This is a genomic window from Erythrobacteraceae bacterium WH01K (assembly GCA_027941995.1).
Taxonomy (GTDB): domain Bacteria; phylum Pseudomonadota; class Alphaproteobacteria; order Sphingomonadales; family Sphingomonadaceae; genus CAJXSN01.
This window is the reverse complement of record CP115966.1, coordinates 1466005-1480253: the sequence shown is the minus strand read 5'-3', so window position 1 is coordinate 1480253 and position 14249 is coordinate 1466005. Positions and strand designations below refer to the sequence as shown.

The following is a 14249-nucleotide window of genomic DNA, read 5'->3' as shown; positions in this document are numbered from 1 at the left end:
GATAGGCTTCCAGCCGTTCAAGCGTTCGTCGACGCGGCCTTCGCCCTTGCCTGAGATCGAGTACGAATCGAGGATCGCCAACTGCGCGCCGGCCGAAGCGCGTTGCCGAAATATGGTGATCTTTCAGATGCTTTTCGATCCGTTCCAGCAAGGTCATAACCCTTTCGCTCCGACTCGCAAATCCCTTGTGTTCTTGTTATGTTCTTAGTAGGATCACATCCGCGAGTCTAGGAAAATTCCTACAATTGAGATTCGAAGGACAGACAGATGGAACATGTCAGGGAAGAGCTCGACCGGCTGATCCTCAAGGGCGGATATGGCTACGCCTCGATATCGCGGCTGCTTGGCCGCAACCCTGCCTATGTGCAGCAATTCATCAAGCGCGGTTCACCGCGAAAGCTCGATGACGAAGACCGAAAGACACTTGCCTGCTTCTTCGGCGTCGATGAGCAAGTGCTCGGCGGTCCCGCCAATCCAGTCAATGATGGTATGGTCGAGATCCCCGTTCTCGATGTGGAAGCATCTGCTGGATTCGGCGCGGTAGCTGCCAGTGAGACTGCACACACCCGGTTCGGGTTCGATGAGCGGTGGCTGCGGCACCTGACGTCGGCCAAGAGCGCCAGCCTGTCGATCGTCGGCGTAAAGGGTGACTCGATGGAGCCCACGCTCAGCGATGGTGACGAGGTCCTGGTCGACGCGTCAGACCATGGCTCACGATTGCGCGATGGAATCTACGTTTTGCGCGCTGATGATGCTCTGGTCGTTAAGCGTATTGCTATCAAGCCTGGTGGCCGACAAATCACAATCGCCAGCGACAACCCAGCTTATCCAACTTGGCACGACATGGACCGATCTGAGGTGCACGTCGTCGGTCGGGTCATCTGGTTTGGCCGAGCCTTGTAACGGCAGGACTTGGGCCGGAAGCGGAAAGGCAGCTTTTATATCTTTGAGCGGATTAAGCGGACAGCGACTACTGACCGAATCGCAAGCCGGTGCATTAGAGAATGGTCTGGAGAAACCCCTCTTGGCATAGACTTTTGCCGTCGTTGAAACGCCCCTGCAGGACAGCCAACACGGAGCCGAGAGCCACAAACTAAATTGGTTTACTATTTAGCGCGCCTTTCCTACCATCCGGAGATGGCGAGAGAAACCTTTACGATTGAGGGCGCAGGCGCGATTTCTCTTACAGCCGAGGCTGAGGGGGATGCCTACGCTAAACCCGTCCTTCTTGCGCACGGCGGCGGGCAGACACGGCGCGCGTGGAGAAGGGTGGTCAGCGAGCTGGCTCAAGCCGGCTTTCGCGCAATCGCCTTCGACATGCGCGGTCACGGAGACAGCGATTGGTCGCCATGCGGAGCTTATGAAATGCGCGACTTCGCGGCGGATCTGGTCGCTGCAGCGTCGCGCCTGGACCAGAAGCCAGCGCTGGTTGGCGCTTCACTGGGCGGGCTCGCTGGACTGATTGCCGCAGGGGAGCTTGCTCCAGGTAGCTTTGCTTCACTCACATTGGTCGACATTGCCCCGCGCATGGAGCCCAGCGGTGTGATGCGCGTGGTTGGTTTCATGGAAGAGCATGTCGATAGCGGCTTCGCCTCACCAGAGGAGGCGGCCGACGTGATCGCTCGCTACATACCGCATCGTCCCAAGCGGGGCGCGAGCGATGGTCTGAAAAACTATCTGCGGCAGAAGTCGGATGGGCGCTTCTATTGGCACTGGGACCCGGTGTTTATCCGTAATATAATGTCAGCCAGACAAGGCGACCCAGACAGCCAAGAACGTCAATCGGCAATGCTGAGCCAAGCTGCGGCGAATCTCACGCTTCCGCTTCACCTCATCCGAGGCGGCTCTAGCGATCTTGTTTCCGAAGAGGCCGTTTTGCATCTGCGACAACTCGCCCCCCATGCAGAATACACCGATATTGCCGATGCCACGCACATGGTCGTGGGCGATGCGAACGATGCCTTTTCCGCCGCTATCGTCGATTTCCTAGGGCGCTATCACTCATCCGATACGGCTCAGCCACAGGGGACGAGGGAGCTATGATCGATCGAGAGCGCTTGCAGGAAATGCTGAATATCGCGCCGTTTCACCGATGGCTTGGGCTGGAGATTGCAACATGCTCCGACCAGTCAATCTCGATCACCATGCCATGGCGCGAAGAGATCGTGTCGAACCCTATGATTGGGTCGGCGCATGGAGGGGTCCTGGCTTCACTGGTCGACCTCACCGGGCTTTATACTCTGCTTGCCGGGGGCGTCGCGGCGAGAGCGACGGCCGATCTGCATGTCGATTACCACCGTCCTGCAACCTCAGGACCTCTCACTGCTCACGGACAGATCGTGAAGATCGGGCGACAGATTTCGGTGGCGGAAACCCGGGTTCTCGAGCCCGACGGCAAGTTGGTCGCCAGCGGCAGGGGCGCTTACTTCTCGTCAACCGGATCAATTGATCAGCGCCGCGGGACTATTGATCTCGAACAGGCTCTTGCCACCCAAGGCCCAGCGACTTCTGCAGCGCAATCCACGACAGCGTAAGGGCGCCTCTTGCCCGGACGAGGTCTCCTGAGGCCTGCTGCTGTTCTCGCAGGGCCCGGTTGAGGTCAGCCTTCGAGATCGCTCCTGCGGCAAAACGTTGGCGGTTCAGGTCTGCCGCGACGTCAGCCTGCTTCTTGATTTGCATACTGGCAGCGAGCGCAACACGCTGCTGGCCGAAGCGAGCCAAGGCACGTTCGGCGTCTTGCAGTGCCAGAAGCACCGTCTGCTGGTAATTGGCGACTGCTTCGTTGCGCGCTGCCCCGGCTTGGTCGATCGCAGCGTCTACCCTGCCGAAATCCAGAAAATTCCACTGGAGGCGCGGAATCGCGAGTGCGGAGAAATCGCCGACATCGACAACGTCGTCCAACGAGGATCCGCCGAGGCCCAGGATCCCTGTGAAGGACAATTTCGGGAACCGCGCCGCCTCGGCCACCCCGATCCGCGCCGTCGACGCGGCAAGAGACCGTTCGGCCGCCCTTATGTCAGGCCGACGCGCCACCAGGCTTGCCGGATCGCCGATCGCGACCTGCTCTGGCGGCATGGGAATGGAATGCGCAGTCGTGAGCGCTGCATCAACTGATCCCGGCACCTGTCCGGTCAGTATAGCGAGTGCATCAGACAGGACTGCGATATCCGCTTCAGCTTCGGCAAGTTGTGACTTGAGCATCTGCAGTTCGGCATTCGCGGTGCCTACCGGGAAAAGCGGCAATGCACCGCGCTGATAGCGTTGGTATGTCAGCGCCAGGATCTCTTCCTGCAACGAAATCTGCGCCTCAAATTGTTCTGCGCGGAATTGGGCCTCCCGCAAATTGACGTAGGTGCTGGCCACTTGGGCAGTCAACTGGACCTTTGCGTCCTCTGCATTGGCCACCGTTGCAGCAGCTTGGGCATTGCTGGCTTCAATGCGCCTGCGCGAGCCACCGGCGAACTCCAGCTCCCAGTTGGCGTTAAGGCCCACATTGAAAAAGCTGAGCGAGTCATCGGTTTCTGCGTCGGAATTGGTTTGCTCTGACGGGGGGGGCGCCCCGCCTTGAATGTCGAGACCAGGAAGCCGGCCCTGCACGGTGGTGGCCTGTGCCCCAAGCGATGGCATTCGACCCGCACGGTCTTGCCTGATGGATGCCCGTGCCTGGGCAATGCGCGCCTGCGCTGCGGCGAGCGAAGGGTTGCCGGACAGCGCAGCCTCCACCAGCCGCGCCAACTCGGGATCGCCGAGCAGCAGCCACCATTGAGCGACAACCGGATCAGATGCGCTCACATCACTGCCAGCGCGCACAAAGCGAGTGCCCGTGTCTGCTGACACAACTTCCGGGGGGCCTGCATAATCGGGCCCTGCCGTGCATCCAGCTAGCAAGGCGATAGTGATAATCGGAGGTAGCAAGTGGCGCATCGTGTAGGGCTCAGTGCATCGAAAGGGAGACATTTTTTGGAAGCGGCCTCAGGAAGAGGACCAGCGGAACCGTCGCGAGGGTCAGAATCCCCATAACCAGGAACACATCATTGTAGGTCATTATGAACGCCTCGCGTTGGAGGGTGCGGCTCAGGACGGCCATCGCCCCCTCCATGCCGCCGAAGTTTCGCGCCAGCCCGTCGAGATAGTCCTGTAGCGAAACGCTGTTCGCATTCAGGGTCTCTTCCATCCGCCGGCTATGATGCCAGATCCGCTGGTCCTGGAACGATGCCAGTGCCGAAAGAGCGAAAGAGCCACCGAGATTGCGGGCCGCGTTGAAAATGCCCGAGGCATCGCCCGCGTCTTCCTTGGCCACCGACGCAACCGTTGCCTGATTCAGGAACATCATCGCAAGTATCATTCCGGCCCCGCGGATAAGCTGACTTTCAGTGAAGACAGCGCCGCCGGATTCGGCGGTCAGACTCGTGCTGACAAAGCAGCTGATCGCCATCAGCAGCATTCCGGTGCCGACGGCAATGCGGATGTCCACCTTGCGGATCATCAGGGGCAGAACCGGCATCAGGAGAAAGGCCGGGACACCCATCCAGAAGATGACCAGTCCCGTCTGAAAAGCATTATAGTCAGAGATGATCGCGAGGAACTGGGGGATAACGTAGGTCGAACCATACATCACCATGCCCAGGGCGAGCGCCATGATCGCGACGCTGGCGAACTGTCGATTGAACAGGAGCCGAAGTTTCAAGACCGGCTTGCGTGCTTTCACTTGTCCGTAAATCAAACAGGCAAAGCCGATAATGGTCACCATCGTTAGCAAGCGAATGAGAGAGGATTCAAACCATTCCTCGCGGTGGCCCTCCTCAAGGACGACCGTAAGTCCGCCCAGCCCCAAGATAAGCCCGACAATGCCCGCCCAATCGGCGTCCGTGAGATATTCCCACTTGGGCTTCTCGTGAGGCAGCCCGATAAACAGCAAGAGCAGCAGGATTGCGCAGACTGGCACATTGACGAAAAAGGCATAGTGCCAGCTCAGGTTCTCGGTCAGCCAGCCGCCGATCAATGGCCCCATCACGGGGCCAAGAACCACAGTCATGCCGAACAGGGCCATTCCGATTGGCTGTTGGTGCGGCGGCAATCGTTTAGCCACAATAGTCATTGCGGTCGGAATGAGGACTCCGCCCATGAAGCCCTGGCCCGTTCGGCCAATGATCATGGTCGTAAGGTCGGTGGCTACACCGCATAGCACCGAAAATGCGGTGAACGCGCTGACCGCGATGATGAGGAGGGTTCGCAGACCGAACAGCCGTTCCAGCCAAGCGCTCAGCGGAATGACGACGATTTCAGCAACGAGAAATGACGTAGCAATCCAGGTGCCTTCGGCGCCTGTGGCACCGATCTCGCCCTGAATGACGGGGAGTGCGGAATTGACGATTGATATGTCCAGCGTCGCGAGCATGGCGCCGAGCGCGCCCGCGGCCACAGCGACCCAGGCAGTCACGTCTGCGTTCTTTCGGCTCCCGGCCGGCCCGATCGAAGTGTCCTGCGCTGCCAGTATCTCGGTCATTGAGTCCGACTCGAGATCTCTTCCAATTCGCCGGCAGCATTCCGGGTGTCGACCGTAGCCACTACCGACATGCCGGGAACGAGCAGACGCCGCACTTCAGGGGGAGCATCGATAGCGATGCGGACGGGTATCCGTTGAACGATCTTGGTAAAGTTGCCGGTGGCATTTTCGGGGGGGAGGATGGAAAATTCCGCGCCCGTTCCCGGCGATATGCTGACCACTCGTCCCGCGATCTCAAGGCCTGGCAGGGCGTCAACTTCGAGCCTGACGCTCTGGCCGGCCCGGATGAGGCCGACCTGCGTTTCTTTGAAGTTCGCGGTCACGTAGATCGCGTTCACCGGAACCACCGTCATCAAACGTTGACCCGGTTGCACGAACTGGCCCACCCTCACCGAGAGATCGCCGACGCGGCCGGCCTTGCTGGCGCGCAGCAAGGTCGATTCAACCGTAAGGTCGGCTGTTTCCAGCTGAGCGCGGGCAGCGTCCGCCTGCGCCTGGGTCTGGCTGATCTGCTCGAACAGGGTCCCCCGGCGAGCGGTCGCGGCAGCCACCGCCGCCTGCGCAGCGGCGAGTTCGGCCCGCGCCTGCCGCGCCTGCGCCTCATACTGGTCTAGCTTTTCCCGCGGTTCGGCTCCTGTCGCGGCAAGGGGCCGATATCGCGCCACCTGGTCGTTCGCGAGGTCCAGTGCTGCGCGCGCGGCGGCGAGTTGGGCCCGCGCCTGGCGAATGGCTGCATCCTGTTCGGCTACCTGAGAACGGATTGTGTCGGCACCGGCCAGGGTCGCAGCGATCTGCGCGCGCGCCTGTTGCGCTTGCGCCTGATAATCCCGCAAATCCAGTTGTACGAGGGCTCCGCCGCGAGCAACCTGCTCGTTCTCCCCCACGAAGACCTCTTCGACGTATCCCGCTACCTTGGAAGAGATAACGACGCTGTCGGCAGCGACATAGGCGTTATCGGTCGACTGCATGTACTGTCCGTAGGTTACGTGCCGGTAGTACCACCAGATCCCGCCAAGCAGCACGGCAAGACCAACGATGATTAGCACGATGCGCAAGCCACGACGCGATTGCGGTTTCGTTGGGGTTGTGCCCTCCTGCTCCGGTTGGTTGGAGTTATCGGTCATCTGACTCTTTCGGCAGCCTCAGTAAAAGGTGAACGCGTCTCGCGCCCTATGAGCCGTGAGTCAAATAGTAAAGGCATTTAGCAGTTTGCATTTGGGCATCCGAGGCTATCCGACTACACAGCGCTATGGATGAAAAACCAGATACCATGTCACGGTCTCAGCGTCGGCAGAAGGTCATCACCGATAATGACCGCATTCTCTATCTTATGGACGAGATCAGTCGCGGCGCGCGCAGAGTGTACGATGCGAGGGTCGCCAGGATCGGTCTCAATCAGACACAGTGGAGGATCATCGGACAACTTCTTCGCGATCCTGCCCTTACGCAGGCTGAAATCGCCAAGAAACTGGAACTGGAATCGGCGACCATCGGCCAGGCGGTTGCAGGTCTTTGCGCACGCGGGCTGATGAAAAGGCTTCGAGCTGAGACGGATCGGCGAGCGTGGCAGCTCATCCTCACGGAGCAGCTTGACGATCTGCTGCCCGAACTGAGAGGCTCCGCGGATAGGCTTCATGATCTGCTTTGGCGCGACATTGCCGCCGACGAGAAGCGAACGCTGCAGCAGATTCTTGAAAGGGTATCGGAAAATCTGGACCAACACCGTGCCGAGGCTGAATAAAATCATGGCATCGCCCCCGGAAAAGCCTATCGGCAGCATCGCTCGCGCCGCGGAGATTGGCCGAATCCTAATGAGGCACGGAGCGAAGAATCTCGCCGGAGCCCTCGGGTTTATTCCCTCTTCGAACAATGTCATCGACCCTCGCGAATTTCGCCCGGCCGCAGTTGTCGCGTTCCTCCGTGACATCGGGCCAGTCGGCATAAAACTGGGGCAGCTCCTCGCCACCCGAAGCGATCTGTTCACCGAACACTGGATCACGGCATTCTCAACCCTGCACGATCAGGTGTCGCCAGTGCGCTTCGCAGATATCGAGCCCGTACTTGCTTCAAGCTGGGGTGAGGACTGGCGGAACGACTTTGCGCAGTTCGACGAAAAGCCTTTGGCGTCCGCCTCGATTGCACAGACCTATTCCGCCGAGCTAAGGGACGGTAGCAAGGTCATCGTGAAGGTTCGACGCCCGGGCACCGCCGCGCGGATGGAAGCCGATGTGCGTCTGCTTGTGCGTCTTGCCGAGATCGCAGAAGCACGCTCTCCTGACATCGCGCGTTACCGGCCAGTCGAGTTTCTGCGGACCTTCGGCCGCAATCTTGCCTGGGAGATGGACCTCGCTGCGGAATCCCGAGCCTGCGAGCGGATCGGCGCATATCTCGATACCATCGGCGTCAGGTCCCCGGCCATCCATTGGGAACTGACCGGGCTGCGGGTGAACGTTCAGGAACGCCTGTACGGCAGGCCCGCGTCTTCGCTGGGCAGCCCATCGGGCGACCCGCGGGTGGCGGCTTTCGCTAAAAGCTATGCCAACGCTGTCCTGCGGATGATCATCCTGAACGGCGAATTTCACGGCGACCCCCATCCCGGTAACGTCTTCATGATCGGCGAGCAGGATGTCGGCTTCATCGACTTTGGATCGGTCGGGACGCTCACCAAGGCCAGGCGCGACGAGATCGTCCGCCTCGTCCTTGCGATCGCTGGTGAGGAAACCAGCGATGTCGCGAATGTCCTGCTCGCATGGGCGGGGGAGCCGAAGGTGGATCGCGATGCGCTCGCGGTGGATCTGGATCAGTTGATCGGAGAGTTCAGGGGGACCGTGCTATCTGGCATCGAGTTCTCGCAGATTTTTTCCCGCGCTTTCGACCTGTTGCGGGATTATCGACTGGTTCTGCCACCTGATCTGGCCATTCTTCTGCGTACCTTGTTGACTGCAGAGGGCTTCGTCCGATCGCTGGCACCGGACTACAACATCGCCGAAGAGACCCGGCCGATCATCACGGAGCTTCTCGCCGAGCGGTTCTCGCTCGGCAGCGCTCGGTCGGGTTTGAAGAGACTTCGCGGTCAGCTGCTGGGTTTGTCGGCGTCCTTGCCCGACATACTTGCCACTGCGAACTCGATCGCAAAATCAGGATATGTGCCGGTTCAGCTCGATCCGCTCAGTATCGAGCAGCTCGCTGGACTTCGCAATGAGCGTCAGTCCTTGAAAGGCCCTCTAGCTGCCGCATTGATCATAGCTAGCGCGTTGCTTGTCGATCAATCCTGGCTTCTGGCTGGCGGCGCGCTTGTGATTGCTGGGGTGGTGCTCATCCGAAAGTCATAATGAAGGAGCAACTTAATTCGTGCACGGTCACGATACGGCAAAGCCGAACTTAACGAGGATTTCATGCGCCTCACTTCAGCGACCAAGACGCATCGCGAAGAAAATTTTTCGACCTATTGCGATTGAAGGCTTATTTTCCCTCAATCAGACGAAACTTTGGAACGGCAGCTTTCAAGCGTGTCCTGGCCTGACTTTATGGCCGCTATTGGGGCGCATAGCTGCCATCGACGCTAGTCTGAACCAACGGCAGCTTTTGGGCGAAAATCGTGACTACTCGAATGACCGGGATTAGGGCGCATTGCCGCCGTTGGCCTTCCTGACTGAATGGCAGATCTCTGGGCGAAAGCTCTGTCATCGAAAGAGCGGGAAAAGGCTCTTTGAAGTGACGACGGCTCACGCTTTATGCGCGGCAAACACTACCCATGATATGCAATGGCCTATCATGGGTAGTGTATATATGCCATTGCATATCTCTATTGCCTTTCTCAACGATCATGGTATATGCTAAAACATATAGACGTAGGCCAGCATATGTAGAAACATATTTATGAGCACGACAATCGAGGACATCGCCGCAAGCATCAAAGCGGCACGGATAGCAAAAGGCTTTACCCAGAAACAGCTGGGTGAACGGGTAGGCTTGCCTCAAAGCCATATCTCCAAAATCGAAGGCGGGAGTGTAGACCTACAGATTTCCAGCCTCGTCGAAATAGCGCGCGCGCTCGACCTCGAACTGAAGCTAGTGCCTCGAAGGACCGTACCGGCGATCGAAGGCGTAGTTCGCTCACAGCGCGAAAGAAGCGAGGCAAGTCGAGTGCTCGCAACGATTGCCGAAACCAACCGGTTCGCCGAGCGAGTACGGGAGAGCTATCCGAGCGTCACCGAAGTGACCGAGCTTCAAAGCGCACTTAAGGATATCCAGGCCGTTAATTTCACTCCCGAAACGCTCAAAGCCATCGAGCAGGCCTTGCAGCCCGTCGCTCATCTGAAAAAGCATCTCCAGGATCTCGGCTGGGCGCTTGAGCAGCAAGAGGGAAGGAAGAAACTCACCCAACAGATCGCAGCATCCACGCGTGCCCTCCAACACGTCAGAAACTCGCAGGTTCAAGCAATCGGTCAAGACAGTGCCTCAAGACGGCCTGCTTACCGCCTTGGGGACGACGCCACATGATCGACGCAGCTGCTCTCGATATCTTTCTGGGTAAGACGCGCGTTGGAACCATTGCGCGCCTCGATGGAGATGCGAGCATCTTCACATTCGACGAAGTCTACCTTGCCGACCAGGATCGGCCAACGCTGTCGCTGGCCTACAAGGACGCGAACGGCGAAATCATTGCCGAGACACGCAGCTATCGAACGAAGATTGAGCCGTTCTTCTCCAACCTCCTTCCTGAAGGCACGCTTCGCGACTACCTGGCCCGCCGCGCGGGCGTGAAAGCCATGCGCGAGTACCACCTTCTCGCACAGCTCGGGCACGATCTTCCCGGCGCAGTGCGCGCCGTCGCCGTCGATGCCGAGGAAACGGAGGCCGACGAGCTAGATGAAGAAGCGGCGGGGAAGCAGGCAGAGCGCGCGCTGCGCTTCTCGCTTGCCGGCGTGCAACTCAAATTCTCGGCAATCAAAGCCCAGGGCAAGAATGGCGGGCTGACGATCCCGGTCACGGGCAGCGGCGGCGACTGGATCGTCAAGCTCCCGTCTGCCAGACATCCGGACGTGCCCGAGGCAGAATTCGCAGCGATGAAACTGGCGGCAAAGATCGGGATCGACGTTCCTGAAATCGACCTTGTTCCGCTCGATCAGATTGATGGCATACCCGAAGGTATCACCCGTTACGGAGAGTCCGCTTTTGCCATCCGGCGCTTCGACCGGGGAGAAGAGGGACCCGTACACACCGAAGACTTCGCCCAGGTGTTCGGTGTCTTTGCAGACGATAAATACGAGAATGCGAGCTACCGCCAGATCCTCAGCGTGCTGGCGATCGAGACCGACGAGCAAAGCGTGGTCGAATTGGTCCGCCGGCTCACCTACTCGGTGCTGATCGGGAATGGCGACATGCACCTCAAGAACTGGTCGTTGATCTATCCGGATAGGCGAAACGCGCTGCTGGCACCTGCCTATGACCTGCTTTCGACGCTCGCCTATATCCCAGGCGACGATGCTGCACTCAAGTTTCATAGCTCGCGCGAGTGGGCGTCCTATACCTATGATGAACTCGAGGCGATCGCCGACAAGGCAAGGCTGCCTGCCAAGCTGATCACCGCGACAGCGAAGGATGTCGTTGCACAGTTCGACGACGCCTGGAGCAACGAAAGCGGACACCTGCCCTTCCCCGATGACGTGCGAAGCGCGATTGAGAGGCATCGCAAGACTCTTGCGATCTGAGAGCGGTTCCGAAATCCGGCCGTTCGCGTGTAAGCACCACCTGGACCAACTGCCTGGCCCAATTCGTCAGAAAATCTGGCACATAGCGGCCCTTCAAATCCCGAAGTCCAGTGTCTTGCTCTTGCTTCGGGCGAGTTCCTTTTCGGCCTTGTTGACCTCTTCCGGTTTCAGCTGATCAAGTTCGCCGTTTTTCTTTTCTGGCGGGGTCAACTGTGCGGTGACCTCGAGGGCCGAGGCCTTCTCGCCCTTGTTGCGTGCGACGGCTGCTCCGAGCCTGTCCGAACTATCGACAACCAGCGTCAGGTGATCGCGAAGCCTCGTGATCGTCACCAGGAAGGTCTTCTGGTTCGACAGGTTGCGCTCGCGGCTGTCCATGACGGCTATGCCGCGATCGGATGTCAGACCCTGCGCCATATGGGCGTTCAGCGCATAGGCAAGATCGATCCGCTTCAGCATCGGATCGTCCTTTTTGAGCTCGACCTGGTCTCCCCTTGAAGTTTCGAAAGTGACCTTTCCGCCGGCAATGGCAACCACCCTGGCCTGGTCGGCATTGAACAGGCCGCGCCGGTGATCGTTGCGGGTCCAGCGGATCCGGTCGCCTTCATGGATTTCGAGCTTCCTCGGCTCATGCAAGACGAGATTCTGGTCGCCCTTCCCTGCCCTGATCCGCGCAGGATCGAACGCGAACCGCTTGCCGCGCTTGTCCGCGACTTCGACCTGCCTGCCCTTCCGGTCCTGTCCCAGGACACGATACTCGCCCGCTGACAGTCCCAGGGCCTGTTGCTTTCTCGAGACCTCGAGCACCCGACCAGGCTGGTAGGCTGACAGATGTCGCAGTTCTTCGCGGGTCGTGTTGACGCGATCGAGCACTCCAAGCTCGGCCTTGCCCGGTCCGATCTCGCCATTGGCGAGAAGTCCCTGCTGGACGGCAGCATTGACCGCAGAGCGGATGGCGCGGCCCGAGGCGTAGATCGATGTCCGCGCGCGGTCGTCCTTGTCGAGCGCCAACCAGGTATCAGCAGCGACCAGCGCGCCATCGCCCTTGGCCTCGACCGTGTGCGGCTGCAGGTGACGCAGCGCCGTGCGTACATCACCCGCCTGTGCTGCCGCCTGCGCCTCGCGGATGACTGGATCGCGGGCGCGCAGGTTGGTCGCCATTTCAGCGCTCGCCATGCCCGTCCGCTGCAGCAGCGCGAAGGGTTTGCCCGCATCGACTGCGCCGAGCTGCTTGCGGTCCCCCATCAGGACCAGGCGGTGAACGCCAGCAAGATTGGCAAGGCGGACGAGCTTTTCCTTGTCCTCGTTCGAGACCATCGAAGCCTCGTCGAGCACGAGCACATGGTCCTTCAGCGCCGCCTTGGCCTCCAAACGCAGCGCCGCGTTGCCGGGATCGTCGAGCAGCTTGTTCCAGCCACCAAGAAAGCGTGCCAGCGTCTGCGAGCCGATGCCGGTGTCGCGTTCGAGCATCTGGACGAGCGTGTTCTGGATCGCGAGGCCAATGACCGGGTGGCCCTCGTCGCGCAGCACCTCGGCGACTGGCTTCAGAACGCTGCTCTTGCCGGCACCGGCAATTCCCTGGACCGCGATCGTTCGATCCTCTGACGTCAGGATCAGCTTCGCCGCTCCGAGCTGGCCCTCGTTGAGGCAGAACCCCTGCCCTGCCATTGCAGCGGTCTGGACACGATCAGTAGCGCTTCCCGGCTCAACTGCAGATGAGCTCGCACCCTTGCCGGCGGCAACCTCGGACATGATCCTTTGCTCGGTCAGCACCGCGTCACGCGAGGCGAGCCAGCCCCTGTGGTCTCCCTTGCCCGCTATCAGGTCGCCGGAGCGCACCAAGGCGCGGGTCCGTCTTTCAATATCGGCAATCGTCGCTGGCAACCCGAAATCGAGCGCAGCCTTGTAGAGCGCGGTGCGCTCGAAGGCAGCCTCGCGCTGCGAAAGATGACGCACCGCCGAAGCGACGGCCTGCGCAGCTGCGATCGTCTCACGGCCCTGCCTGAGGACCGATTTGGGCACGAACGGATCGGCCGGATCGCCCCTGACATGCGCGGCGAAACGTCCCAGCCATGCGCGCCCGCGCTCGGCAAGCGAACCGAACCTGCCAGTTTCGATCGACTGTTTCAGTGTGCGGGTCTGCGCCCGCTCGACCAAGGGCGCGAGGTCCAACCCGATCGATTTCGCGGTTTCGCTCCATTGCATGCCGAGGGCCTCGCGGTCCTCGATCCCGTCCTTGCTCGCGCGCGTATCGAGCGCGGCAATGCGGCCCGCTTCAAGACCAGAACCGCGCCGTGCATCGAGTACTTCCTGGCGGCGGCTCGAGAACGCCATGACCTGTTCGCGGGTGATACCGCGCGCCTCGAAATTGCCATGCTTGAGGGTCGGTCCCGGCTCATAGCCAAGCTTCTCGACCGCGACGCGAAAGCGCGCCATCGCGATAGAATTGAGCGTGGTGTTGAGCTGCCAGAGCCGGTCGTTCTTGAGCGTACGCCACTTCCCGTCCTTGCCTTGCGTGACATTGGCGATCACCGCATGGAAATGGAGGTTCGGCTCCTGGTTGCGGTTGGTGTCGTGCTGGAACAGGCCGATCGCAAGGTTTCCGGTGGCCTGCGTTACGATCTTGCCTTTCTCCACCATCCGGGTCTCGGCCGCATTCTTCTCAGCCCAGTGCAGCGCTTCGAGGACGGCTTCGCGATAGGCAGGGATGATCCGCTCGTCCTTCCCGACGAGCGCCAGCAGCGACCAGCTCTTGGGAACGGAGAAGGTGAGGTCTGTACCTGGGCGGTGTGCCTGCCCGGGATTGCCGACACTGCTGCCGTCGGGCAGCTCTCCGCGCAGCAGCGCGTCGAACACTGCGGTCTCGACCTTGCCGTCGAGACCAAGGCGCCTTGCACCCTCGCCGACCCACCGGCCCGAGCGGTCGGCATCGGCGCTCGCGTAGTAATTGTCCGAAGCGAAGTAGCTTGCCGCCGCCGATGGCGAGCGGACATTGGCGACGGAAAGCATGGGCTGGGATCACTTTCTCTTGG

General features: G+C 60.2%; 11 protein-coding genes. 7 read left to right on the top strand and 4 right to left on the bottom strand.

Annotation, left to right across the window (positions count from 1 at the left end):
* The first annotated feature begins 267 nt into the window (after positions 1-267).
* The 3 genes from PF049_07325 to PF049_07315 all read left to right on the top strand — a co-directional run bounded on the left by PF049_07325 (position 268) and on the right by PF049_07315 (position 2534).
* The gene (locus PF049_07325) at positions 268-903 is read left to right on the top strand and encodes a S24 family peptidase (GenBank protein ID WBY15430.1); all 636 of its coding nucleotides are present in this window, start codon (positions 268-270) and stop codon (positions 901-903) included.
* Positions 904-1137: 234 nt separating this feature from the next.
* On the top strand, positions 1138-2043 hold the full coding sequence (locus tag PF049_07320; protein ID WBY15429.1) for an alpha/beta hydrolase: 906 nt from the start codon (positions 1138-1140) through the stop codon (positions 2041-2043).
* Positions 2040-2534: a hotdog fold thioesterase gene (locus tag PF049_07315; protein ID WBY15428.1), complete on the top strand. Its 495-nt coding sequence runs from the start codon at positions 2040-2042 to the stop codon at positions 2532-2534. The genes PF049_07320 and PF049_07315 overlap by 4 nt, the downstream gene beginning before the upstream one ends.
* On the opposite strand, the gene PF049_07310 is transcribed toward PF049_07315, so the two are convergent.
* The 3 genes from PF049_07310 to PF049_07300 are packed head-to-tail and all read right to left on the bottom strand — an operon-like array spanning position 2464 to position 6630.
* Positions 2464-3924, bottom strand: coding sequence for an efflux transporter outer membrane subunit (locus PF049_07310; protein ID WBY15427.1), 1461 nt, complete (start codon positions 3922-3924; stop codon positions 2464-2466). The two genes, PF049_07315 and PF049_07310, sit on opposite strands and share 71 nt — an antisense overlap.
* A gap of 10 nt (positions 3925-3934) precedes the next feature.
* On the bottom strand, positions 3935-5506 hold the full coding sequence (locus tag PF049_07305; GenBank protein ID WBY15426.1) for an MDR family MFS transporter: 1572 nt from the start codon (positions 5504-5506) through the stop codon (positions 3935-3937).
* The gene (locus PF049_07300; protein WBY15425.1) at positions 5503-6630 is read right to left on the bottom strand and encodes an HlyD family secretion protein; all 1128 of its coding nucleotides are present in this window, start codon (positions 6628-6630) and stop codon (positions 5503-5505) included. Before PF049_07300 ends, PF049_07305 begins: the two co-directional genes overlap by 4 nt.
* Positions 6631-6755: 125 nt before the next feature.
* Here PF049_07300 and PF049_07295 point away from each other — a divergent pair, with 125 nt between their 5' ends.
* The 4 genes from PF049_07295 to PF049_07280 all read left to right on the top strand — a co-directional run bounded on the left by PF049_07295 (position 6756) and on the right by PF049_07280 (position 11220).
* Positions 6756-7247 carry a MarR family transcriptional regulator gene (locus PF049_07295; GenBank protein ID WBY15424.1) on the top strand — a complete coding sequence of 164 codons (492 nt, stop codon included), beginning with the start codon at positions 6756-6758 and terminating at the stop codon, positions 7245-7247.
* Positions 7198-8838, top strand: a complete 1641-nt coding sequence (locus PF049_07290; protein ID WBY15423.1) for an AarF/UbiB family protein — start codon at positions 7198-7200, stop codon at positions 8836-8838. The genes PF049_07295 and PF049_07290 overlap by 50 nt, the downstream gene beginning before the upstream one ends.
* Positions 8839-9385: 547 nt before the next feature.
* On the top strand, positions 9386-10009 hold the full coding sequence (locus tag PF049_07285) for a helix-turn-helix transcriptional regulator (GenBank protein WBY15422.1): 624 nt from the start codon (positions 9386-9388) through the stop codon (positions 10007-10009).
* Positions 10006-11220: a type II toxin-antitoxin system HipA family toxin gene (locus tag PF049_07280; GenBank protein WBY15421.1), complete on the top strand. Its 1215-nt coding sequence runs from the start codon at positions 10006-10008 to the stop codon at positions 11218-11220. Before PF049_07285 ends, PF049_07280 begins: the two co-directional genes overlap by 4 nt.
* A 93-nt stretch (positions 11221-11313) precedes the next feature.
* Here PF049_07280 and PF049_07275 read toward each other — a convergent pair whose 3' ends face one another.
* Positions 11314-14226, bottom strand: coding sequence for a conjugative relaxase (locus PF049_07275; GenBank protein ID WBY15420.1), 2913 nt, complete (start codon positions 14224-14226; stop codon positions 11314-11316).
* Positions 14227-14249 lie beyond the last annotated feature (23 nt).